Here is a 22,823-nt window from a genome sequence, read left to right on the forward strand (position 1 = left end):
GGTCGGCTGCCCGCTGTGTCGTGCGTTGGGTCAGACAGGTCAGCGCACCTCCCACGGCCACACCGACCATCGAGAGCACGGGCGTCCACAGAGCACTTGTCATGCCCGACTACTACGAGCCTCTGCTCACCGCCACTGTCAATTCCCGCTGGCTACTCGGGGCAGGCTCGCTCGCCCTGGACGCAACCCGATCGGAGAAGCATTTTCGCTACACGCCCTGGACGTCGCCGTCCGGGGCGGATGTCCGGTCCGTGCGGCGGAAGGCGGCCCGGTAGGCGTTCGGGCGGTGGCCGGTGTGGCGGGCGAAGAGGGCGGCGAAGGTGCCGGGGTCCTGGTAGCCGACGGCCGCGGCGACGGCGGCGACGGTGCGGTCGGTGGTCTCCAGAAGGTGGCGGGCGCGGCGGATCCGGGAGGCTTGCAGATGGGCCAGCGGGCTGCGGCCGGTCTCTTCGGCGAAGCGGCGCAGCAGCGTGCGGGTGCTGACCCGGAAGGCGTCCGCGAGCGCGGTGAGGTCGTACCGCTCGGCGAGGTTCTGATCGAGCCGCCGCATGACCCGCTGGGAGAACTCCCGGCCGGGCTGCGGGAGAAGCCGCGGATCGACGTACGGGGTCTGGGAGGTCCGCGCGTCGTCGACGAGCGCCACCCGGGCGGTGGTCCGCGCCACCCGGGCGCCGTTGTGCCGGCGGATCAGGTCCAGCGCGAAGTCGTACATGGAGCTGAAGGCGGCCGTGGTCGTCACTCCTGTGTCGGTGACGACCAGGTGCTCGGGTCGCACGTCGGCGTCCGGACAGCGCCTGGCCAGTTCGCCGGCGTACAGCCAGGAGGTGGTGGCCCGGCGCCGGTCGAGGAGCCCCGCCTCGGCGAGCAGGAACGCGCCGACGCAGAGGGAGACGACGGCGGTGCCGGCGGCGGACTGCGCGCGGATCGCCGCGATCTCGGGGGCGAGCCGGGCGAGTCTCGCGTCGAGGTCCGTGTCCGGGCGCAGTTCGAAGCCGGGGACCACGAGGACGTCCACCTCGCGCAAGGGACGCACGTCCAGGCTCGCGCCCCCCGAGGCGGTGACCCGGCGGCGGGGCGAGACGACCGAGACCCGGTAGCCGGGCGCGTCCGGTCCGGCGACGTGCCCGGCCATCGTCAACAGGTCGGGGACGCCGAATACTTCGGACGCGAAGCAGCCCGGGTACGCCAGGACCCCGACCCGCAGCGCACCCGGCCCGGTGCCCGGACCCGCACCCTCCTCCGCCTGCCGCGCCGCCTCCGCCATCGCTCCCGTACCCCCAGGTGTCCCCGGCACCGGGTCGCCCGACCGCGAACCACTCGCCTCCCTCACGTGTGGCGAGATTACCCCCGGCCTTGGCGATCCCGCCCCTCACCCGGCGGCCGGCCCGAGGACCAGGCTGGCCCCATGAGCGACGACGACCCGATCACCGACTTCACCCGCCGGAGTGTGGCCGTGGAGGGGGTGGAGAAGACGGTGTACGTGGCCGGGGCCGGGCCCGCGGTCGTGGTGCTGCCCGAGATGCCCGGCATCAGTCCCGATGTCCTGCGGCTCGCCCGCTGGGTGCGGGACGCCGGCTTCACCGTCCATGTGCCCTCCCTGTTCGGAACGGACGGCGCCTTCCCCACCGTCGAGGGCGGCCGGGAGGTCGTCCGCCGCGCCTGTGTCAGCGCGGAGTTCCGCGCCTTCGCCGGGGGCGGCACCAGCCCGGTGACGGTCTGGCTGCGCGGCCTGGCGCGTCAAGCCCACACCGCGTGCGGTGGGCCCGGGGTGGGCGCGATCGGCCTGTGCTTCACCGGGAACTTCGCCCTCACCATGGCCCTGGAGCCGGCGGTGATCGCTCCGGTGGTCAACCACCCCTCGCTCCCGCTCGACGACCCCGGCGGACTCGAACTCGACGCGGCGGACGCGCGCGCGGTGCGCGACCGGCTCGACCGCGACGGGCTCACTGTCCTCGCCTACCGTTTCGAGGGCGACCGCTGGTGCACGGGTCAGCGCTTCGCCGCCTACCGCGCGCTGCTCGGCGACGCCTTCGACGGACGCGTCCTCCCGGCCGCCGCCGCCAACCCGGCCCCGTCCCCCTTCTTCGCCGACCTGGTCGGCACTCCGCACAGCGTCGTCACCGCCCATCTCGTGGACGAGGCCGGCCACCCCACGGTCCAGGCCCGCGACGAGATTCTCGCCTTTCTCACCGAGCGCCTGTGCACGGGCGGCTGACTGTGCTGGGCCGGTGGCCGACGGCCGGGACGACGGTCGCGGCCCCGGGCGGTATCGCTGCGGTCGACCGCGCAGGAGCTGACCCGCCTCCACGCGACCACCGTGGTCGACACGGTCGCAGCGCTGTTTCACGCGCGGGTGAGCGGTGTGTCGTCCACTACCTGGCGGGGCGGGCGCTTCGGAGTGGGCGCCGAGAGGGGCAGCGCGCGTACGAGTTCGGTGGTGGCGGTCGCAAGCGCCTGCGCGCCGAGGTCGGCCTCGAGGCGGCCGTGCTCGCGGCACCTCTGCCCGTGACTTCGGCGCGGTGGGCGGCCGGGGGCTGAAGCGAGACCCCCGTGGACGACGTGGTCGGGCAACGGGCAAATCCGTGAGTGCGTGATGAAACGCGCCGGGGCGCCTTCCGCCTCACCTCACAGACCAGGGAGGCGCCTCCACGGGAGCCGCTTCGCGGGAGGGCGGGCGTGGGGTCCGCGCCCCCCGGGACGGCGTGCCGGTCCCGAGGCAGACAGACCCGGGGCCGGGGGGCGGGCGCCCTTGTCGCTAGGTCGGCCCAGCGGGGCCTTCCCCGGATGGCGCAGTGTCACAAGCTGCGCACTAGTTGTACGTAAGTGTGCGCTATATGGCGCATCACGAGACAGCCACGGTGGACGCCTACCGGATGTTCCACGAACGGAGCCCGCGACATGACCCCCGACCTCTCCCACGGCAATTCGTCGGAAGACGACACAGACCAGACCGCCGGGCCCGCCCAGACGCCGGCCCACCGGTTCGCCGTCTCCCCGCCCCCTGCGACCAGCCTCCCGAACATACCCGCCCGGCCGACCACGCCGCCCGCTGTGCCCGGCGTCCCGGTCCTGGGGGCGGCTCCGTCCGGCCCTGAGCACCCCGGCGAAACCGCCCGCCCGGTGACCGAGCGACACGAGCCCGCGGTGGAGCCGATACGCCCGGCGGAGGCGCCCGCTCCGGCGCCGGCTCCGCCCCCCGCTGCCGAGGCCCCGGCCCCGGCCCCGACGGCCCACGCTCCGGCCCCTGCTCCGGAGCCGGCTGAGGCCAAGGTCGAAACAGGCGCCGAAACAGGCGAGGCGGCAGAGACCGAGGCAGAGGCCGACGCCGAGAACGTCGACGAGGCAGTGCACACCCTCCTGTGGACGGCGGCGACCGAGCGTCCGGTGGAGGAGGTCGCCTCGCTGGTCGCCCGGCTCAAGGAGACCGGCCAGGTCTCAAGCCCCGCCGACGTGGCGCTCCGCGCCGCCGCCGTCTCCCGTCCCCTGGGCGAGGTACGGCAGCTGCTCGCCCTGCTCAACGCGTCGGGGTACGACCTCCGCCAGGCCGAAACGACGCTGCGGGCCGCGGCCGTGGGCCGCTCCATCGAGGATGTGGTGCACCTCGTGGACATCCTCGGCACCGACAGCAGCGACTGGCACCCCACCGGCGGCGGTTTCGGCGAAGGCAAGGAGCGGAAGGCCACGCTCGGCCGGGACGAGGGAGTGAAGCCCGAGCGGGACGCCGTCCCGGTCATCGACGGCGACAAGAAGCGCCCCCGAGGTGCCGCGAAGGGGACCAAGTCGGTCCTTGACGGCGCACTGGCCACAGGTCCGGGCAGCCACACCGCCTCCCCGGCGCTGCGGTCGGCCCTCCACTGGCCGGCGGCGATCGCGCTGTTCGCCTGCGGTCTCATCCATGTGCCCCTGGATATCGCGAACCAGCGCTTGGGCGGCAACGCGGAGATGCTGTCCCTGGTCGTCACCATCGTCTGCCTGCTCTGCGCCGTATGGCTCGCGGTACGGGACACGCTGATCGTCTGGGCCGCCGCGGCGGGGTTCGCCGTCGGTGTCATCGCGATCCACGGACTCGCGAGCGCCCGCACCATCGATCTACTGGACAGCAGCCTCGGTTCCACGTTCACCTGGGCGAAGGCCACAGCCCTGCTGAGCGCCGTGGCCGTGGTCCTCATGGCCGGATCGGCCGTGGTCCGTCACACCCGGACGACCAGTGCCCCGGACAGCGTCTGACGCCCCGGGCGCAACCTGATGATCCACTCCGCCGGGCAGCCTCGCGCTGCCCGCGCGGCCACGTGCGGGCCCGGCCCCGCCGGGCCGCTCCGCCCGTCCCGACGGTCGTGGGAAAGGCCGCTCCCGGCGACGCGTCCGATCCAGGCGACGCGTAGGCTGCCGCGACGCGGAATTCTCGGCGTTTCCTGTTATCGGGCGGTGGCCCGGACATCTCCCAGGTGTTGGGCATCGACAACAGGCGGGACAAGCAGGATGAAACAGAGCATGAGCGGACAGAGCGGTGTGGAACTGGTCAGGGCGGCACAGGGCGGAGACCTGTGGGCGCAGGACCGGCTCATCGCCACCTACCTGCCGCTCGTCTACAACATCGTGGGCCGGGCGATGAACGGCCACCACGACGTCGACGACGTCGTGCAGGAGACGATGCTGCGAGCGCTCGACGGACTCGGCGGCCTGCGCTCCCCGGACAGCTTCCGCTCCTGGCTCGTGGCCATCGCCATGAACAGCATCCGCGGCCACTGGCAGCGGCAGCGGTCGGGCTTCCCCACAGGCGTCCTCGACGACGCCCGCGACCTCGCTCAGCCGGACGCCGACTTCGTGGACCTGACCGTGGTCCGCCTGAACCTGTCCGGCCAGCGGCGCGAGACCGCCGAGGCGACCCGATGGATGGAGCCGGACGACAGCGCCCTGCTGTCCCTGTGGTGGCTGGAGTGCGCGGGCGAGCTGACGCGCCACGAGGTGGCGGCCGCACTCGAACTGTCCCCACAGCACACCGCGGTCCGGATACAGCGGATGAAGGCGCAACTGGAGGCTGCCCGTGTCGTCGTACGCGCCCTGTCGGAGAACCCGCTCTGCCTCACGCTGCGCTCCGAGCTCGGCGGCTGGGACGGTCGTCCCTCCGCGCTGTGGCGCAAACGAATAGCCCGGCACGCCCGCGCCTGCGCTCACTGCGCGGGCCTGTGGAGCGGCCTCGTCCCCGCCGAGGGGCTGCTCGCGGGGCTGCTGCTGGTGCCCCCGGCGGCGCTGCTGCTCGCGAGCGTCCGGGACAGCGCGGGCTTCGGCCTCGCCACCGCCACCGTCTCGCTGCCCACGACTCCGCCGTACGGCACCGGGGCAGCGCACGAGCAGGCCGGAGCGTACGAGCCCACCCCCTCCGCCGAGCCCACCGTGTCGTACGGACTCCAGGGCTCGGGCGGCGCCCCCGGCCCCGGACCTCGTGGCACCCGCAGGAAGCGGCGACAGCAGCAGCGCGGTCGTCGCCGGGCGGTCGTCGCCGGTGCCGTCGCCGTGGTGGCGGTCACGGGCGGGTCCTACTCCGTGGTCGGCGGGCCAGACGGGAACGTGGACGCCGGAGAGGCGACACGCGCGGCGGCGTCCGAGACCGTCCGGCCGACCTCGGTGGCGCCGCCGGCCACGACCGCGCCCACACCGAAGGCCGCCCCGTCGACGTCCGTGCCGCCGACCCCCACCACGAGCTCCTCCCCGCGGGCGGCCCGTACCGCGAAGCCCTCGCCCACGCGCACGGCCGTACCGCGCGTCTCGTCGCCCGCGCCCCGGCCGTCGCAGCCCACCGCCGCGACCGGAGGCTCCGGTGCGGACGCCACCGCCGCCCAACAGGTGATCGGCCTGGTCAACTCCGAGCGGGCCCAGGCCGGCTGCGGGGCGCTGACCGAGAACGCCCTGCTGACCGAGGCGGCCCAGGGGCACTCCGAGGACATGGCCGCGCGCGACTTCTTCGACCACACCGATCCCGACGGCAAGGGACCGGGCGAGCGGGTCACGGCCACCGGATACGCCTGGTCGACCTACGGCGAGAACATCGCGATGGGCCAGCGCACCGCCGCGCAGGTGATGGAGTCCTGGATGAACAGCCCCGGGCACCGGGCGAACATCCTGAACTGCTCCTTCAAGGAGATCGGGATCGGCCTCCACCACGACGGCGGCCCCTACTGGACGCAGGTCTTCGGGGCGCGCTGAGGCGGGCTGAGGCGGGCTGAGGCGTGGGCGGGGCGCGCCGTGGGTAGCCGCACTGCCGGAGGAGGGTGCCGTGACGTACACAGACTGGCTCCTGGCCACCGGCGAACGCGGCAACACCGCGACCCGCCTGGACAGGCGACGCCCCCAGGGGCAGGCATGGTCCGATGGGAACCAGGCACGGCCCCTGGTCCACGGCGCCACGTACTTCGCCGAGCTCCTGGAGGCCGTGAACGCGATGCGCGCGGGAGATCTGCTCCTGTTCACCGACTGGCGCGGCGATCCCGACGAGCGGCTCGACGGACCCGGCACCGAGATCGGCCGGGTTCTGGGCCGGGCGGCCGAGCGGGGCGTGATCGTCAAGGGCCTGCTGTGGCGCTCCCACCTGGACAGCCTCCACTTCAGCGAGGAGGAGAACCGCCACCTCGGGGAGGAGATCGAGGAGGCGGGCGGCGAATGCCTGCTGGACATGCGCGTACGGCCCGGCGGCTCGCACCACCAGAAAATGGTGGTGCTGCGCCACCCCGGCCGGCCGGAGCTCGACGTCGCCTACATCGGCGGCATCGATCTCTGCCACAACCGCAACGACGACGCCCACCACCGCGGCGACCGCCAGCCGGCTCCGATGGCCCCCGAATACGGGCCCCACCCTCCCTGGCACGACGTCCAGCTCGCCCTCCGCGGACCCGTCGTCGGTGATGTCGAGGCCGTCTTTCGTGAACGCTGGGAGGACCCGGCACCGCTCTCCCGCAGTCCCCTGACGCGGCTGCGCGCGCGCCTGCACCGGGAGGACGAGGACGCGGGCGGCCTGCCGCCGCAGACGCCCGACCCGGCGCCCTGCGGCACGCACACCGTGCAGGTGCTGCGGACCTATCCCAACCGGCTCTTCGGCGGCTACCCCTTCGCTCCCGACGGCGAGCGCAGCATCGCGCGGGGCTATCTCAAGGCGCTGCGGAGGGCCCGGTCGCTGATCTACCTCGAGGACCAGTATTTGTGGTCGCCCCGGGTGATCGACTGCTTCGCCCGGGCACTGCGCCGGCATCCAGGGCTGCGGCTGATCGCCGTCATACCCCCGGTCCCGGAGCAGAACGGCCGGCTCAGCCGCCCCATGAACCTGATCGGCAGGATCACGGCCCTGGACGAACTCCGCCGCGCCGGCGGCGACCGGGTCGCGGTGTACGGCCTGGAGAACCACGGCGGGAACCTCGTCTATGTGCACGCCAAGGTGTGTGTGATCGACGACGTGTGGGCCTCCGTGGGCTCCGACAACATCAACCTGCGCTCGTGGACCCATGACTCGGAGCTCAGCTGCGCCGTCCTCGACCGGACCGAGGACCCCCGGCCGCCGCGAGACCCGGCAGGGCTCGGGGACGGCGCGCGCACCTTCGCCCGGGACCTGCGCCTGGAGCTCATGCGGGAGCACCTGGACGCCCAGGACGCCGGCCCCTGGTCACAGGACGTGCTGTGCGACCCCGAGGTCGCCTTCCGCGCCTTCGAGGAGACAGCAGCGGCCCTGGACACCTGGCACGACGGCGACCGCCGCGGTCCACGGCCGCCCGGCCGCCTCCGTCGCTACGCCCCACCCGAACTCCCCAGGGTGCAGCAGATCCTCGCGACCCCGCTGCACCACATCCTGGTCGACCCGGACGGCCGCCCGTTCAGGCTGCGCCGCCGCAACGCGTTCTGAGGACGCGGTCGGCCGCCCGGGAAAAGGGGACCGGAACGCGCGGCCGAAAGCGTCGGCCCCCGCCCCGGCCCGGTCCGGCCCCGTCCCCGTACAGTCGACGCATGCCGCATCTCACCCTCGCCCAGGTCGAAGCCCTCGCCGTCGCCGCCCACGCGGGCCAGACCGACAAGGCCGGCCGGCCGTACGCCGAGCACCTGCGCGCGGTCGCCGAGGGGGTGCGGGTGCGCGGCGGGACGGACGAACAGATCGCCGCCGCCTGGCTGCACGACTCCGTCGAGGACGACGCCCTCTCCGCCGAGTGGCTGGAGGGCGCCGAACTGCCACGTGCGGTCAAGGACATGGTCCTCGCGCTCACCAGGCGACCGGGTGAGGAGACGGCGTCGTACGCCCGCCGCGTCCTCGCCGTCCCCGGCGCCCTCCTCGTCAAGGAGGCCGACCTCGCCCACAACGCGGACCCGGCTCGCCTCGCCGTCCTCGACGAGGCGACCAGGGACCGCCTGACCGCCAAATACGCCTCCGTGCGCGCCTTGCTCGGACTCACCACCCCCTGACGGAGAGCCCGCCGCTCAGCAAACCGTCAAGGCGGCGATCGCCGCCTTCTACGAGTGGTACGACGCCGTGCGCTTCCCGGTCCCGGGCGGGAGGTCGACGTGCACCAGGCCGAAGCGCCTGCTGTACCCGTAGGACCACTCGAAGTTGTCCAGGAGCGACCAGACGGTGTACCCCCGCGGGTCGACACCGTCCGCGAGTGCCTCGGCGACGGCCTGGAGGCGGCTCCGCGGGTAGGTGATCCGCTCGGTGCCGCGCACGGAGCCGTCCGCGACGGGGGAGCGGTCGGGTGGGAGGAGTGGTCGGGCGGGAGGGGCGGTCAGGCGGGTGGAGCGGAGGTGCTGCCGCGCGGGACGAAACGCGCGTACTCCCCCTCCACGTCCGCGACTTCCTCACCCGCGACGAGCGACAGCAGCGCCCTGGCGGCTCCCGCTCCGTACGCCGGGATGTCGCGGGCCATGGCGGACAGCGGAGGCCGGACCACCTGCGTGAGGGGGGACTCGTCCCAGGCCACGATGGACAGAGCGGAAGGAACATCGAGGCCGAGCTCCTGGGCCACGGACAGCCCCGCCACCGCCATGATGTCGTTGTCGAAGATCATCGCGGTGGGGCGATCCGCCGCGATGAGCAGGCGGCGGGTGGCGCGGGCCCCCTCGTCGCCGGTGTAGTCGGTGTGGACGATCTCCGGCCCGGGCAGGCCCGCCTCCGCGCACGCCGTCCGCAGCGCCGCGTCCCGGACGGCGGTGTGCGCGAAGTCCGCGGGCCCCGCGACCCGGGCGACGCGCCGGTGACCGAGCGCCGCCAGGTAGCGGACGGTCTCGACCACGCTCGCCCCGTCGTGCGACCAGACGGCGGTCAGGGTGCCCGAGCTGTGCGGCGGACCGATGGCGACGGCGGGCAGGCCGAGCGCGTCCATCGCGGGGACGCGCGGGTCGTCGGTGTGCAGGTCCACGAGGAACACGCCGTCCACCCGGCGCTCCCCCACCAGCGTCGGTAGACCTCCAGCTCGTCCTCGTGGCTGTCGGCCATCTGCAGCATCAGGGCGTACGAGCGGTCGGACAGGACGCTCTCGATGCCGCTGATGAACTCCATGAAGAAGGGCTCGACGCCCAGTGTGGACGCCGGCCGTCGCACCACAAGGCCGACCGCCTGGGCCCGGGCCCCGCTGAGCGCCCGCGCCGCGCTGTTGGGGCGCCAGCCGAGCTCCTCGGCGATCGCCTTGATCGAAGCCCGGGTCGCGTCGGACACACCGGGCTGATCGCCTCGCATCCCCGTGACTTTACCCGCAGCGCCGGGCTCGGCGACGCGCCCCACCGTGCCCGGCGACGCGCCCCACCGTGCCCGGCGACGCGCCCCACCGTGCCCGACCGTGCCCCCGGCCGCGCGTGGGCCCGCCCCCTGTGGCGGCGGGCCCACGCGCGTGGCGCGAGCCGCCTACCAGATCGCCTCGACCCACTCCGGGTGGTCGATGAACGGGTTGCGGTTGCCCTGGTACGTGCCGTAGATGACGTCGTTGCGGCGTTCCTCGAAGGCGCTCGGCGGGTCCTGCTCGTTCCACTGCTTCAGGATCGAGAGGCGGCCGTGGTAGGGGACGCTGCCGTTGGAGACCGAGTCGTTGGGCTCCAGGTCGGCCCAGGCGTCGTCGCCCTCGTAGCGGACGGCCATGTAGAGGATCATGCGGGCCACGTCGCCCTTGTCCGCGTCGCGCGGCTCGAAGGAGTTGCTGTCCGTGTAGCTGCCGGACGCGCCGCTGACCGGGCTGCCGCCGTTGTCGAAGTCCTTGTTGCCGCGGATGGTGTTGACCTGGACGTCCGCCGGGCGCAGATGGTGCAGGTCGGTCCCGGGTCCTGCCGAGGTGCCGAAGTTGCCGTGGGACTGGGCCCACACGTGTTCGCGGTTCCAGTCGCCGAGGTCGCCGCCGCTCAGGGCCTTGCTGCGCGAGGTGCCGCTGTACAGCAGGATCACGTTATTGCTGTTGCCGGGGTCCTGGTCGGTGACCTTCAGCGCGTTCCAGACCGCGTCGTACGAGATCTTGTTCTGGCTGCTGATGATCGTGTGCAGCGAGGACTTCAGGCTCGTACCGGACTTGCCGATCGCGTTCTTGTAGTACGTGCTGTCGTAGGCGGTGGTCGTGGCGCTCGCGGGGGTCGCGGCGACCGTCGGAAGGGTGAGGCCGACGAGGACGGCGGATATGGCTGCCGCCAGCGCCTTCCATCTGGCTGTCCGGGCAACGGACATGGGGGTGCCCTTTCTCGGGGACGGCACGCGCCGGAGACCCGGCACCCGCTCAACGGCACCGGGTTCTACGCGTGTTGATCTGTCGTCACCGGGAGGGTGGCACGGGACGGGGGCCGGCTGTGTAACTGAGAGAAGGCTTTTCCGTGACGTTCTCGCATACGGCGCAACCGTCGACCGTTCCCAGGTCAGGGGCGTGCGCCGGACGACGGCCGCCCGAATCCGGGGCAGACTGGACGCGTGGACACATTCCCCTTCGTGGACCAGGAGCCCGCCCCCGAGTGGTACGGACGTCTGCGCGTCGAGACCGAGGACCTCGGGCCGGCGCACTGGCTGACCGAACGCCGGCCCGGGTACGGAGACTTCGGCACCGTGGCCGGTGTCGCCGCCCCCGGCTTTCCGGCCTACGCGCGGGTGCTGCACCCCGCCGGTCTCGACGAGCGTCCGGTCCGCTGGGACACGGTCGCCGCCGCGTACGGCCGGCGGGTCGGGTCGCTGACGGGCTGGCACGAGGTGATCGGCGCGGAGCCGTACCACTACCAGAACGAGCAGGAGTACGGCCTGGCCGGAGTGTGGGACGAGCACCCGGACGAAGGCCCTACTCCCGTGCAGGTCGCGCGGGCTTTGATCCCCGTCCTGGCCCGGCACACGGGCACGCCGGAGCGGTGCTGGTACGGACTGTGGGACGGGTACGGCTCGTGGGACTGGCGCGGGCTGCCCACCTTCCCGACTCCGGGCCGGGACGAGATCCCGCTGTCCGGACCGCTGGCCGACGCCGCGTCCCCGGGGAACCTGGACATGTTCGCCGAACTGCCCGATCTGTGGTGGCCGGAGGATCGCCGCTGGTGTGTCGGGGGTGACGTCGACCTGGTGAGCACGTACGTCTGCGGTTCCGGGGAACTCGTCGCCGACCTGCTGGCCGCACCCGGCCTGGAGGTCCACCGGGTGACGGCGGTCGACCGGGTCGGCTGACCGCCTCAGAGCAACTGTCCTCGCACGCAGGGCAGTTGACCATTTCCACGCGTGCAGGAGCCTTGTCAGCCTTACGGGAGCCACCCTATTGTCGCCGAAAGAAAGCGCTTTCCACACAGGGGAACGAGAGGTGAGACGAGGATGAAGCGACCAGTCGCACGGCGACTCTCCGCGGCACTCGGCACGATGGCGCTCGCGGCCGCCACCGGTGTGGTGATGGCGACGCCCCAGGCGTCGGCGGCGACCGGCGGCGCCACCGGGTACGCGACGCAGAACGGGGGAACCACCGGCGGGGCGGGCGGGCGGACCGTACGCGCCACCACAGGTACCGCGATCCATGCGGCCCTGTGCGGCCGGGCCCACAGCAGCACCCCGATCACCATCCAGGTCGAGGGCACCATCAACCACGGCAACACCAGCAAAGTCTCGGGCACCAGCTGCAACACCGCCGACGGCGAGATCGAGCTCAAGCAGATCAGCAACGTCACGATCGTCGGAGTCGGCGGCGGAGCCGTCTTCGACCAACTCGGCATCCACATACGCGAAGCCAGCAACATCATCATCCAGAACGTGACGGTACGGAACGTCAAGAAGTCAGGCTCGCCCACGTCCAACGGCGGGGACGCCATCGGCATGGAGAGCGGCGTCCGCAACGTCTGGGTCGACCACGTCAGCCTGGAGGCGTCGGGTGGGGAGTCGGAGGGGTACGACGGCCTCTTCGACATGAAGGACAACACCCAGTACGTGACCCTGTCCTACAGCAGCCTGCGGAATTCCGGCCGCGGCGGCCTCGTCGGGTCCAGCGAGACCGACCTCTCCAACAGCTTCATCACGTACCACCACAACCTGTACGAGAACATCGACTCCCGCGCACCCCTGCTGCGGGGCGGTGTCGCCCACATGTACAACAACTACTACGTCAAGCTCAACGAGTCCGGCATCAACTCCCGCGCCGGGGCCCGCGCCAAGGTGGACAACAACTACTTCAAGGACTCCAAGGACGTCCTGGGCACCTTCTACACCGACGCGGCCGGCTACTGGCAGGTCAGCGGCAACATCTTCGACAACGTGACCTGGTCCGGCCGCGGCACCGACAACAACCCCGCCGGCCCGGACCCGCAGTCCAACACCACCGTCAGCGTCCCCTACCCCTTCAGCCTCGACGCGGCCGGCTGCGTTCCGGACGTCGTGAGCCGGATCGCGGGCGCCGACAAGGGGCTGCAGGAGTCGAACGGCACCTGCTCGCCCCAGACGCCGTCCCCGACCACCCCCGCGCCCACGCCGTCTCCGACCACCCCGACGCCGTCTCCGACCACCCCCACCCCGGGACCGACCCAGCCCGGCGGGACCAACCTCAGCATCGGCGCCGGCTCCGACGGCTCCAGCAAGGCCGACGGCACGAGCTACGGAAACGTCCGCGACGGGAACATGGCCACCTACTGGTCACCGGTCGGCTCGACCGGCCTGATCTCGGTCAAGTGGGGCGCCGCCACCACCGTATCCAGGATCAACATCCGGGAGGCGGCAGGCTCCGCGGGCAGCATCGGATCCTGGAGGGTCGTCAACGCCGACACCGGTGCCGTCCTGGCCTCCGGCAGCGGGGCGGGCGTCATCACCGTCCCCCGGACCTCGCTGAGCAAGATCACCTTCGAGATCACCGGCTCCACCGGCACGCCGAAGGTCGCCGAGTTCGAGACCTACGCCGGGTAGGGGGTGTCTTGTGGGTCAGGCCGGATCAGTGAGCGACGTCTGGAGCGAGCGGGCGTGCCAGGCGTCGCGAGCCCGGCAAGAGTCCACTAGACACCCCTGGCGATGCCGGACGGTGTCCGGGTGCGGCCGTCGTGACGCGGCCGCACCTCGCGTTCCGGTCCCGTCCGGCCTGGGTACGGCGAACGCGCGAAGTTGAGTACGAGCACTCACCCCGGATGCCCACCCGCCGCCGACGATGAGGAACAACACCGCCGACACAAGGGGAGCGCCAGATGCTCAGCCGCATCGCCGACATCCTGGTACCCGCGGTCGGGCGCCTCGCCGTGACCGCGGACGCCCGAGCCGAGCTGGCACCCGGCAGCATCCTGGCCGCGAACCACACCTCGCTCGCCGACCCCGCCATCGTGCTCGCCGCCCTCCGCCGGCTCGGCGTCTCGCCCGTCGTCGTGGCCGCCGCGGGCCTGTGGCGCGTCCCCGTGCTCGGCCGGGCACTTGCCCGCGAAGGCCATATCCCCGTCATCCGCAACGATCGACGTGCCTCGGACTCTCTCGACCTCGCCGCGAAGGCACTCGAACAGGGACGCCTCGTCCTCATCTACGCCGAGGGCGGCATCCCGAGCCGCGCCGACGCCGGTGAAGAACCTCCCCGCGCCTTCCGCAGCGGTCTCGCGCGCCTCGCTCTGCGCACCGGCGCCCCCGTCGTCCCGGTGGGCCAGGCCGGTGCCCGCCGAGTCACCTCGGGCAACCCGGCGAAGCAACTCGCCGGCGTGATCACCGCACCGCTGCGCCGCCCGGGACTGCACGTCCACGTGGGGGCGCCCCTCACGCTGACCGGGGACAGTGCGACGCGCACGGCGCAGGCCCACACAGCCGTGACCGCGGCGTGGAGAACGGCGGCCGACCTCCTCGGCTGCTCCCTCGAGGCCAGGCGGGACTCTACGGGCACGGTCTAGTACGCGACGGCCTCTGCACGGTCATCCGCGCCCCGGCCCCAGGCCGGGGCGCGGACGTCGCCTCGACCCGATACCGCTCAGGCTGCCCACACTGCCCAGCCGGCCGAGGAGGAAGGCGGCGGGGACCGACACGAGGACGACCGTCTGGAGCGGGAACCAGTCGAGGTGCCAGTCGGGGAAGAGAGCCAAGGGGTTGCCGGAGAAGACCGGGCCCGACAGCTGCAGCCCGACGGCGCAGCCCAGACCTCCGTACAGCGTCCAGAGCAGCCCGGTCCGGGTGTAGCGCTTCCAGAAGAGGGAGTACACCAGCGCCGGCAGCAGGGAGGAGGCGGCCACCGCCAGGGAGAGAGCCGTCAGGAACAGAACGTTCCAGCCCTGGACCCCGACCGCCAGGGCGATGCTCAGCACGCCGACACCGGCGGACGCCAGGCGAGCGGCGGCCACTTCGCGGCCCTCGGTCGTGCGCCCGCGGCGCAGGACGTGCGTGTACAGGTCGTGGGCGATCGTCCCCGCGGCTGACAGGGTGACGCCGGCGACGACGGCCAGCGTGGTGAGGAAGACGCCGGACGCGACCAGCACGACGAGCAGCGCCCCGCCGGCGTCGGTGGCCGAACCGCCCGCGAGTTCGCCGGCGAGCATCACCAGAGCACCGTTGCCGCCCGGATCGGCGGCCAGGATCGCCGGTGCGCCGATCAGCGCGGAGGCGGCGAAGCCCATGAGAGCCGTGGTGAGACAGAACACCGCGACGATCGTGAGGGTGTGGCGCACGGTGCGGCGGGCGGTGGCGGCGTCGGGAGCCGTGCCGAGTTGCAGGGCGACGTGGGGCAGGCAGGCCACGCCAAGGACGATGGTGATCATGAGTCCGACGAAGTCGAGGGTGCCCTCCGGGTCCCCGCTGCCGGCGAAGCGGAGGCCAGGGCGCAGGTAGTCGGCGGGACGGCCGCTCCCCTGTTCGGCCGCGGTGATCAGGGAGTCGGTGCTCCAGTGGAAACGGTGGAGCAGTACGGCCGACACGGCCAGGGCCACGCAGAGGAGGACCACCGTCTTGATCACCTGGATGACGACCGTACCGCGCATGCCGCCGAAGGCCGTCGTGCAGACGACCAGAGCGCCGATCATGACGACGGCCGTCTTCTCGATGCCCGGACCGGACAGCCCCAGCAGCGCCGCGGTGGTCACGCCCGCGCCGGAGAGCTGCACGACCAGGTAGGGGACGCACGTGCAGAGGGTGACGACGGCGACCGCGATCCGGACCGCGCGCCCCGGGGTCCGCAGGGCGAAGGTGTCGCCCAGGGTGTAGCCGGCGCGCTCGCGCAGGGGCACGGCGAGCAGCAGCAGGACACCGAGGGAGAGCAGGGTGCAGAGCGCGATGAGCAGGCCGTCGTACCCGAAGACCGCGACGCTTCCGGTGGTGCCGAGCACCGTCGCCGAGGAGAGGTAGACGCCGGAGAGCACGAGGGCGCCCCGCAGGGGCCGCAGGGTGCGGCCTGCCGTGTAGAAGTCGTTGACGCGGTCTCTGGCGGGGCCGCTGAGGACGCACAGGAACAGGACGGGGACGATGAACGCCACGAAGGCGCCGAGGATCAGTGCCTGGGTGTCCCTGTCCAGGGCGCCCGGCGCGGCGAGCGGGATCCCGGGGCCCATCAGAACTCCCCTTGCTCGTGCGCGGTGCGGCGTCCGCCCGGCGTGGAGTCGGCCGCGCGGCGGTCGTAACGCGCCGCCGTCCACACCAGCAGGACGGCCTGCAGGAGGAGCGCCGGCACACCGATGCCGGTCTCGCCCCGGACGGGGGTGGCCATGAAGTCGGCGGCGAAGCAGGCGAGCAGCAGATGCGTGGCGAGGGCCGCTCCGTTGACCACGGCGAAGGAGAGGCCCGGCCGACGAGAGGGGGAGCGGCGAGACCGGGAGGGATGATGAGCGCGAGGGGCGTGCGGTGGGGTCATAGCCGTCTCTCCTGGCGGGCCTGGGCGCGGTGGGTCGCCGCTGAACGAGGCTCACCAGAGCACCCGGCCCTTCGGCTCGTCCATGCGCTTCGCCCGCACCGGTGCCCGTTCCCAACACCTGCCGGGTGTGACTGTGCCGGTGCCCAGCGGACGGGAGGAGCGGGCGGCGCGGGAAGGGCGGCGGTGCGGGAGCGTGCGGGAAGGGCGGGCGGCGCGGGAAGGGCGGCGGCGCGCGAGCGTGCGGGAGGCGCGGGAGGTTCAGCCGGCCGCCGCGGCCGGCCCCAGCAGGCGGTGGGCGTCGAGCGCGAGGGTGAGCTGCACCAGGTCACGGGGGCGGGACAGCGCGAGGCCGGTGATCTGCTCGATACGGCGCAGACGGTTGAGCACGGTGTTGCGGTGGCAGAACATGTGCCGAGCCGCCGCGACGGTCGAGCCACCGCTCTCGATCCAGACGCCTATGGTGTCGAACAGCAGGTCGCGGTCGGCGGGTTCCAGTTCGTAAAGGGGCCGGAGCACCTGGTGTACGAGTTCGGTGGACAGGTCGGGCCGCGAGACCAGCAGGCCGTCGGGCAGACGGGAGTCGAGCCGGACGACCTCCCCGTCGCCCCGGCAGGTGCGAAGAGCGAGAGCGGCCATGTCCCGTGCGCGGGCCAGACCCTCCAGACCCGGGACGACCGGGCTGATCCCGATGCGGAGCCCGGGGCCGGCGACCAGGCCGGAGGCGAGCGCGTCCAGTGGGCGGTCGCCCAAGTGGGCGACGAACACGACCCGTTGGCCCCAGGTGTTCCGCAGGAGACGTATGCCCTTGATCTCCGGAGCGGCCAGGGGCACGCGGCCGTACGGCGGGGTCGCCTCGGCGACCGCCACCGCGTACCGTCCGCCGAGCGGCAGATCGAGGATGTCGGCCGCGTTCCGGGTGAACTCGGGTTCGGGACGCGTCTCCAGCAGGGCGGCGAGGATCAGACGTACGCGCTCGGCGTGCCGGCCGGCCACCCCTTCGACGACCTGCCGGTAGGCGTCGGCGACCAGGACGGCGTCGCGGTCATTGCTCTTCCACACCAGCTCGGCGACGTGCACCAGCCGGTGCATGTCGCCCAGGCGGTCCCGCTCCACCACGCCGATGATGCCGCTCCAGACCTCGGAGCCGGCGACGCGGAAGGCGTGCAGCACTTCGTCGAGGGGACGGCCCTGTTCCGCCCGCCGCATGCCCAGCTCTCTCGTGAACCGCTCGACGTCCACGAGCCTGCTCGGATCCACACCGGTCTCCAGCCCGTGCCGGATGCCGGTTCCCACGGTCTCGCGCACGTCGGGCGGGGCGAGCACCGGATCGGCGTAGTACGGCACCTCGGCGCGGACCCGCTCCAGGACGGCGTCCGTGAAAACCGTGCCGTATCCGAGAAGCCGCCTGCACGCCCGGTCGAGGAGCTGCACGGAGGAGGGATCTGTGACGCTGCCGGGGACGGAACTGCGGTGCATGGACGCTCCTGGTGGACGGGGGTGCGGAACACCGCGTGAGGTGCCGACGAGAGGTGCCAAGGTGCGTTGCGAGGGGCGCGGCGGGGTCCCGCCACCGGGCCGGTCGCCGACCGCGAAGCCGAGCGCCCTTCCCGGCGAGCATCATGCTAAGCGGTCGGTCAGGGCGCAGTTGAGGTCTCGGCCGGATCGTGATGTTTCCGTAGGGTGGCGGGGCACCGCGCCCCGTCCGCGGAAGCCTGTCGGCGAACCGGGCCGTCTCAGGGGCCTCGTCCCGGTACTCAGGCCCGTCATCCGTCCCCGTACTCAGTCCCTGCTCAGTCCGTCGAGAGGGTCTCCAGGAGGTCGCCCACGCTCGTGTCGGGGAGGGCGCGGGCCACGTCGGCCAGGGCGACGATGCCGACCAGGACATGGCCGTCGATCACCGGCAGCCGGCGGATCTTGTGCGCGGCCATGGTGCGCAGGATCTCGTCGGCGTTGTCGTCGGCGCCGATCGTCACCGGTTTGCCCTGGGCCAGGTCGCCGGCCTTCACCTGCGCGGGATCCTTTCCGGCGCCGAGGACCTTCACCACGATGTCGCGATCGGTCAGCATGCCCTTGAGCCTTTCGTCGGAGCCGCAGATGGGCAGAGCTCCGACACCGAGTTCGGTCATCTTCCTGGCCGCGTCCAGGACGGTCTCCTTGGCACGGACGCAGGTGGCGTCGGGCGTCATGATGTCCCGCGCGGTTGTCGTCTCGATCTTCTTCTTCTCGGCCTCCTCGCCTTCGGTCTCGGCGGCCTGCTTCGTGCCGGCGTCCGCGGTGTCGGCGGACTGCGGCTTGCCGAGGACCCCGCTGTGGCGCAGGGCGGCGTAGCCGACGCCGAGGCCGATGGCGACCGGCCATTCGAGGACGTCCGCGGCTCCCAGGACGCCCAGTCCGATGTACAGCGGAAGTCCTCGTTTGGTGGGAAGGACCCGCCGGGCGGCGGAGACCGGGAGCAGGGCGGCGTTCAGCGCGTCGTTCGCCACCTGGCCGGCTGACGGGATGGTCAACGTGACCGTCCGCTGATGGGGGGTGCGGGTCGTGGAGGTCACGGCTATCGCCTCACCTCTCCGATCGAGAAGATTAGTCCACTTATCAGTAGGTCTATCCCATATCGCGGGTTTCATGGGTTTCGATGAGACTGCTTCTGAAATAGTTCGTCACGCCCTTCGCGGAGTTCGCATCGGCCGCACTGATCGGGGAGGCACGGTTCATGCCAGCGGATCCCGCCCCGGACACGGGAACGACGTCCTTGCTCGGCTCCCTCGTCTCGGAGCTCTCGTCCCGCGTGGCCGCCGGTGCGAAAGCCGCGTGGGGGATGGCCGAAGGGCTGCTGGCGGGGCCTCGCCGTGAGGTGTGGTGGAGCACGGAGCGCTGCTACATCGCGGTGTCCGGCGTCCAGGGCCCCGCAGGCCCCGCTGTGGCCCGTCGTGTGCAGCGAGCGCTGGAGGAGCATCCGGGCGTGCGGTGGGCGCGGGTCAACGCGCCCATGGAACGGGTGATCATCGCCGTCGGTTCTCCCCCTCCGCCCGAGACCGACCTCGTGGCGCTCGTGGAGCGGGCCGAGGGCGACCACGCCGCGGACGCCGAGGCGTTCGACGAGTGGCATCCCGAACCGCACCACCCCGCGGAAGGCCCGCCGTTCCCCGCGGTGCCGGCCCTGTTGGCGGACACACTCGGCCTCACCCTCGTCACCCTTCGGAAGGTCGCCCCGTGGTTCGGGCTGCCGCCGGAACTGGCCGGCGTCGTCGACGGCCTTCGCAGCCATCCCCGGCTGCGGCATCTGCTCGAGGACCTGAGCGGCGGCGAGCCGGACGACTCGCTCCTCCCCGTGCTCGCCGCCCTGGTCCAGGGTGTGACCACGGGCGGCGGAGGGCTCGCCCTGGACGTGCTGCAGCGCCTCGCGCTGTGGCGGGAGGCCGGCGCCGAACGTACGGCGTGGCGCGAGGGGGAGGCCCGGCTCGTACGCGGCCCGGAGGAAGCCGCCGCCGACCCGGTGACGGCCGGCCGCGCCGGCCCGTCACCCAAGGACGACACCGACCGCTACACGGAACGCTCCATGGCGGCAGGCGTCGCCGCGGCTCTGGCCGTGCTGCCGTTCGCCGGCCTCCGGCGGGCGGTCGCCGTCGCCATCTCCACCATCCCCAAGGCACCCGCCGCCGGCCGCGAAGGCTTCGCCTCCAGCCTGGGCCGCCACCTCGCCCTGCGGGGCGCGGTGACGATGGACCGTACCGCTCTACGACATTTGGGCCAGGTCGACACCATCCTCCTGGAGGAAAGGGCACTGCGGGGCGACCGCTACGAGCCCGTCGACCTGGAACTGCTCAAGGACGCCGATCCCGAGCAGACGGTCGAGCGCCTCTTCGCGCTCTACGACGCCGACGCCCCTCTGGCCGTCCGGCGCGCCGACGAGTGGACGCTGGCCCCCCTGGACGAGCTCGACCTCGAGAAGCGCACCGGTCGCAAGGCCGCGAAGCGGCTACGGCGGCGGGGGAGCGAGAAGATCCTGGGACTCGCCCACGGGCGCCGGCTCCGCGCCGTGGCCGGACTCGCCACACCCTCGGCCCCCGGCGCCGAGGCCGTCGCCGCGGCCGCGCGACGCGCCGGGGCACGTGTCGTCGTGGCGTCCGAGCGGGCAGCGTCCGACCAGGCGTCCGACCAGGCGTCGGACCAGGCGTCGGACCAGGCGTCGGATCGGGCGTTCGACCGGGAGGTGAGGAAACCCTCGTACGCCGACGCCGTGGTGCCGGGCGGCGATCAGTTGGCGGCTTCGGTACGCGCCCTGCAGGCCGAGGGAGCCGTCGTCCTGCTGATCTCCGGCAACCGCCAGGCGTTGGGCGCGGCCGACTGCGCGATCGGCGTGCACGGCCAGGAGGAGAACACCCCCTGGGGAGCCCACGTACTGGTCGGCACGGACCTCGAAGCGGCGGGCTTGATCGTCGACGCCGTCGGCACGGCCGCCGTCGTGGACCGCGACAGCCACCACCTCGCCGCCGGCGGCAGCGGGATCGGCGCGATCGCCGCCTCGCAGGCACCGGTATGGCGGGCGACCGCCCGGGTCCTCGCGGTGAGCAACACCGCCGGCGCCGTCGCCTTCTGCCTGGGCGTCTGGCGCGCCCGGCAGCTCGTGAGCCGTCCCCTCACCCCACCGGTGAGCAGCGTCCCCTGGCACCTGATGCCGGCTGACCGCGTCCTGGGGCGACTGGAGACCCGCCCGGAAGGGCTCACCGCCCAGGAGGCCGCCGCCCGCACCGCCGAGGCGCAGGCCGGCAAGCCGGCGAAGCTCACCCTGCCCTTCGCCTTCGTCGAGGAGCTGTCCAATCCGCTCACCCCGATCCTCGCCGCGGGCGCCGCCCTGGCCGCCGCCGTGGGGTCCCGGACGGACGCGGGTCTGGTCGTCGCCATCACCGGCATGTCCGCCCTCGTCGGCGGCTTCCAGCGGGTGCGTACCGACCGGGCCCTGGCGGAGCTCTTCGCCCAGTCGGCCATCGGCGCGCGCGTGCGACGCGACGGCCGGGAGCGGCTCGTCACCTCAGGCGATCTGGTCCCCGGCGACATCGTCGTCCTCGGGCCCGAGGACGTCGTGCCCGCGGACTGCCGTCTGCTGGAGACCGAGGGCATCGAGGTCGACGAGTCCTCCCTCACCGGCGAATCCCTCGCCGTCGGCAAGGATCCGGCACCCGTGGTCGCAGCGGACATCCCCGGCCGCCGCTCCATGCTCTACGAGGGCACCATGATCTCCTCCGGACGCGCCGTCGCCGTCGTCGTGGCGACCGGGGCGGCCACGGAAGCCGGCCGTAGCCTGGCCACCGCGCGCCAGGCCGCGCCGGAGACGGGCGTGGAGGCACGGCTCACCTCGCTCACCCGGTCCAGCATGCCCATCGCGCTGGGCTCCGCCGCCGCCGTGACCCTCTCCGGCCTGCTCCACGGCCGGCCACTCACCGACAACCTCGCCTCCGCCGTCAACCTGGCCGTCGCGTCCGTCCCCGAGGGCCTGCCCTTCCTGGTCAACGCCGCCCAACTGGCCGCCGCCCGGCGCCTCGCGGACATCGGCGCCCTCGTCCGCAACCCACGCACCATCGAGGCCCTCGGCCGCGCCGATGTCCTCTGCTTCGACAAGACCGGCACCCTCACCGAGGGCACCTTGCGGCTCGCCGACGTCAGCGACGGCGACAGCACCGCACCCCTGGACCGGCTCGACACGCGGCACAAGGAGGTCCTCGGAGCCGCACTGCGCGCGACACCTCCCGCCCGCCAGGCCGAACCGATGGCCCATCAGACCGACCACGCGATCGTCGAGGGCGCCCGCCACGCGAACGTCACCACCCGTACCGGCGCGGCTCGTTGGCGTCGCACGGACGCCCTCCCCTTCGAGCCGTCGCGCGCCTACCACGCGACCGTCGGCCACACCGCCGGCGGCGTCCTGCTCAGCGTCAAGGGAGCGCCGGAGAACGTCATCGGCCGATGCGCCCGGCGTCGGCAGCGACACGGTGCCGAACCCCTCGACGACGCCGGCAGGAGGGCCCTCGCCACGGCCGCCGAGGAGCTCGCGGCGGCCGGGCGGCGGATCCTGGCCGTCGCCGAACGGCGCATGGAACCGGGCGACGACCTCGTCGACGAAGCCGTGGAGGATCTGGTGTTCCTCGGCTTCATCGCGCTCGCCGACCCCGTGCGTACCAGCGCCGCCCCGGCCACCGCCCAACTCCACGAGGCCGGTGTGCAGACCGTCATGCTCACCGGCGACCACCCCGCCACGGCCGACGCCATCGCCTCCACCATCAGCGATGTGAGCGACCCCAAGGTCTGCACGGGCCCGGAGCTCGACCAACTCGACGACGACGCCCTGGACGAGCTGCTGCCCACCGTCGACGTCATCGCCCGATGCAGCCCCGCCCACAAGGTCCGTATCGTCCAGGCCTACCAGCGACTCGGCCGGGTCGTCGCCATGACCGGCGACGGCGCCAACGACGCCCCCGCCATCCGGCTCGCCGACGTCGGCATCGCCCTCGGCCGCCGGGGCACCCCCGCCGCCACCGCGGCGGCCGACCTCGTCGTCACCGACGACCGACTGGAGAC

At 72.9% G+C, this 22,823-nt stretch carries 18 protein-coding genes; 9 read left to right on the forward strand and 9 right to left on the reverse strand.

The window, feature by feature from the left end; genetic code table 11:
• Positions 1-208 precede the first annotated feature (208 nt).
• Positions 209-1,330, reverse strand: a complete 1,122-nt coding sequence (locus IE136_RS08305) for a GlxA family transcriptional regulator (RefSeq protein ID WP_229818708.1) — start codon at positions 1,328-1,330, stop codon at positions 209-211.
• 75 nt (positions 1,331-1,405) lie between these two features.
• On the opposite strand from IE136_RS08305, the gene IE136_RS08310 reads away from it, so the two are divergent.
• From IE136_RS08310 to IE136_RS08330, 5 genes are all read left to right on the forward strand, one after another.
• Positions 1,406-2,215 carry a dienelactone hydrolase family protein gene (locus IE136_RS08310; protein WP_189599955.1) on the forward strand — a complete coding sequence of 270 codons (810 nt, stop codon included), beginning with the start codon at positions 1,406-1,408 and terminating at the stop codon, positions 2,213-2,215.
• 683 nt (positions 2,216-2,898) lie between these two features.
• Complete coding sequence (locus IE136_RS35450; protein WP_229818709.1) at positions 2,899-4,227, forward strand: hypothetical protein; 1,329 nt, start codon at positions 2,899-2,901, stop codon at positions 4,225-4,227.
• A gap of 264 nt (positions 4,228-4,491) precedes the next feature.
• The gene (locus IE136_RS08320) at positions 4,492-6,204 is read left to right on the forward strand and encodes a sigma-70 family RNA polymerase sigma factor (RefSeq protein ID WP_158992858.1); all 1,713 of its coding nucleotides are present in this window, start codon (positions 4,492-4,494) and stop codon (positions 6,202-6,204) included.
• A 70-nt stretch (positions 6,205-6,274) separates the two neighbouring features.
• Complete coding sequence (locus tag IE136_RS08325; RefSeq protein WP_189599956.1) at positions 6,275-7,888, forward strand: phospholipase D family protein; 1,614 nt, start codon at positions 6,275-6,277, stop codon at positions 7,886-7,888.
• A 101-nt stretch (positions 7,889-7,989) separates the two neighbouring features.
• Positions 7,990-8,439, forward strand: coding sequence for an HD domain-containing protein (locus IE136_RS08330; protein ID WP_158992860.1), 450 nt, complete (start codon positions 7,990-7,992; stop codon positions 8,437-8,439).
• Positions 8,440-8,487: 48 nt separating this feature from the next.
• Here the strand turns inward: IE136_RS08330 and IE136_RS08335 are convergent, their stop codons facing one another.
• The 4 genes from IE136_RS08335 to IE136_RS08345 form a co-directional block, all read right to left on the reverse strand.
• Complete coding sequence (locus IE136_RS08335) at positions 8,488-8,760, reverse strand: family 1 glycosylhydrolase (RefSeq protein WP_189600030.1); 273 nt, start codon at positions 8,758-8,760, stop codon at positions 8,488-8,490.
• Positions 8,757-9,407, reverse strand: a complete 651-nt coding sequence (locus IE136_RS08340) for a LacI family DNA-binding transcriptional regulator (RefSeq protein ID WP_229818710.1) — start codon at positions 9,405-9,407, stop codon at positions 8,757-8,759. Before IE136_RS08340 ends, IE136_RS08335 begins: the two co-directional genes overlap by 4 nt.
• Positions 9,293-9,706, reverse strand: a complete 414-nt coding sequence (locus tag IE136_RS35455) for a LacI family DNA-binding transcriptional regulator (protein ID WP_229818711.1) — start codon at positions 9,704-9,706, stop codon at positions 9,293-9,295. Before IE136_RS35455 ends, IE136_RS08340 begins: the two co-directional genes overlap by 115 nt.
• A 165-nt stretch (positions 9,707-9,871) precedes the next feature.
• Positions 9,872-10,675, reverse strand: a complete 804-nt coding sequence (locus IE136_RS08345) for an endonuclease I family protein (RefSeq protein ID WP_189599957.1) — start codon at positions 10,673-10,675, stop codon at positions 9,872-9,874.
• Between the two features lie 237 nt (positions 10,676-10,912).
• Between IE136_RS08345 and IE136_RS08350 the strand changes: the two genes are divergently transcribed.
• From IE136_RS08350 to IE136_RS08360, 3 genes are all read left to right on the forward strand, one after another.
• Entirely contained in the window at positions 10,913-11,644 is a 732-nt protein-coding gene (locus IE136_RS08350) for a hypothetical protein (RefSeq protein ID WP_189599958.1), read from the forward strand.
• Positions 11,645-11,785: 141 nt separating this feature from the next.
• A complete protein-coding gene (locus tag IE136_RS08355) occupies positions 11,786-13,354 on the forward strand; it encodes a pectate lyase family protein (RefSeq protein WP_189599959.1) in 1,569 nt (522 codons plus the stop codon).
• A gap of 272 nt (positions 13,355-13,626) precedes the next feature.
• Positions 13,627-14,307 carry a lysophospholipid acyltransferase family protein gene (locus IE136_RS08360; protein WP_189599960.1) on the forward strand — a complete coding sequence of 227 codons (681 nt, stop codon included), beginning with the start codon at positions 13,627-13,629 and terminating at the stop codon, positions 14,305-14,307.
• 21 nt (positions 14,308-14,328) lie between these two features.
• Here the strand turns inward: IE136_RS08360 and IE136_RS08365 are convergent, their stop codons facing one another.
• The 4 genes from IE136_RS08365 to IE136_RS08380 all read right to left on the reverse strand — a co-directional run bounded on the left by IE136_RS08365 (position 14,329) and on the right by IE136_RS08380 (position 18,436).
• The gene (locus IE136_RS08365; protein ID WP_189599961.1) at positions 14,329-15,951 is read right to left on the reverse strand and encodes a sodium/solute symporter; all 1,623 of its coding nucleotides are present in this window, start codon (positions 15,949-15,951) and stop codon (positions 14,329-14,331) included.
• Complete coding sequence (locus tag IE136_RS08370; RefSeq protein WP_229818712.1) at positions 15,951-16,166, reverse strand: hypothetical protein; 216 nt, start codon at positions 16,164-16,166, stop codon at positions 15,951-15,953. The genes IE136_RS08365 and IE136_RS08370 overlap by 1 nt, the downstream gene beginning before the upstream one ends.
• A gap of 342 nt (positions 16,167-16,508) precedes the next feature.
• Positions 16,509-17,726: a PucR family transcriptional regulator gene (locus tag IE136_RS08375; RefSeq protein WP_189599962.1), complete on the reverse strand. Its 1,218-nt coding sequence runs from the start codon at positions 17,724-17,726 to the stop codon at positions 16,509-16,511.
• Between the two features lie 314 nt (positions 17,727-18,040).
• Positions 18,041-18,436: a CBS domain-containing protein gene (locus tag IE136_RS08380; RefSeq protein ID WP_158994955.1), complete on the reverse strand. Its 396-nt coding sequence runs from the start codon at positions 18,434-18,436 to the stop codon at positions 18,041-18,043.
• 524 nt (positions 18,437-18,960) lie between these two features.
• Here IE136_RS08380 and IE136_RS08385 point away from each other — a divergent pair.
• On the forward strand, positions 18,961-22,823 hold a 3,863-nt coding region (locus tag IE136_RS08385), incomplete at its 3' end, for an HAD-IC family P-type ATPase (RefSeq protein ID WP_229818713.1).

It is taken from the genome of Streptomyces lateritius (assembly GCF_014649715.1).
Taxonomy (GTDB): Bacteria; Actinomycetota; Actinomycetes; order Streptomycetales; family Streptomycetaceae; genus Streptomyces; species Streptomyces lateritius.

Bases quoted from the DNA above. Each gene is read 5' to 3' on its own strand.
- IE136_RS08310 (WP_189599955.1), top strand. From the start codon at position 1,406: ATGAGCGACGACGACCCGATCACCGACTTCACCCGCCGGAGTGTGGCC.
- IE136_RS35450 (WP_229818709.1), top strand. From the start codon at position 2,899: ATGACCCCCGACCTCTCCCACGGCAATTCGTCGGAAGACGACACAGAC.
- IE136_RS08320 (WP_158992858.1), top strand. From the start codon at position 4,492: ATGAGCGGACAGAGCGGTGTGGAACTGGTCAGGGCGGCACAGGGCGGA.
- IE136_RS08330 (WP_158992860.1), top strand. From the start codon at position 7,990: ATGCCGCATCTCACCCTCGCCCAGGTCGAAGCCCTCGCCGTCGCCGCC.
- IE136_RS35455 (WP_229818711.1), bottom strand. From the start codon at position 9,706: ATGCGAGGCGATCAGCCCGGTGTGTCCGACGCGACCCGGGCTTCGATC.
- IE136_RS08345 (WP_189599957.1), bottom strand. From the start codon at position 10,675: ATGTCCGTTGCCCGGACAGCCAGATGGAAGGCGCTGGCGGCAGCCATA.
- IE136_RS08355 (WP_189599959.1), top strand. From the start codon at position 11,786: ATGAAGCGACCAGTCGCACGGCGACTCTCCGCGGCACTCGGCACGATG.
- IE136_RS08360 (WP_189599960.1), top strand. From the start codon at position 13,627: ATGCTCAGCCGCATCGCCGACATCCTGGTACCCGCGGTCGGGCGCCTC.
- IE136_RS08365 (WP_189599961.1), bottom strand. From the start codon at position 15,951: ATGGGCCCCGGGATCCCGCTCGCCGCGCCGGGCGCCCTGGACAGGGAC.
- IE136_RS08375 (WP_189599962.1), bottom strand. From the start codon at position 17,726: ATGCACCGCAGTTCCGTCCCCGGCAGCGTCACAGATCCCTCCTCCGTG.
- IE136_RS08380 (WP_158994955.1), bottom strand. From the start codon at position 18,436: ATGACGCCCGACGCCACCTGCGTCCGTGCCAAGGAGACCGTCCTGGAC.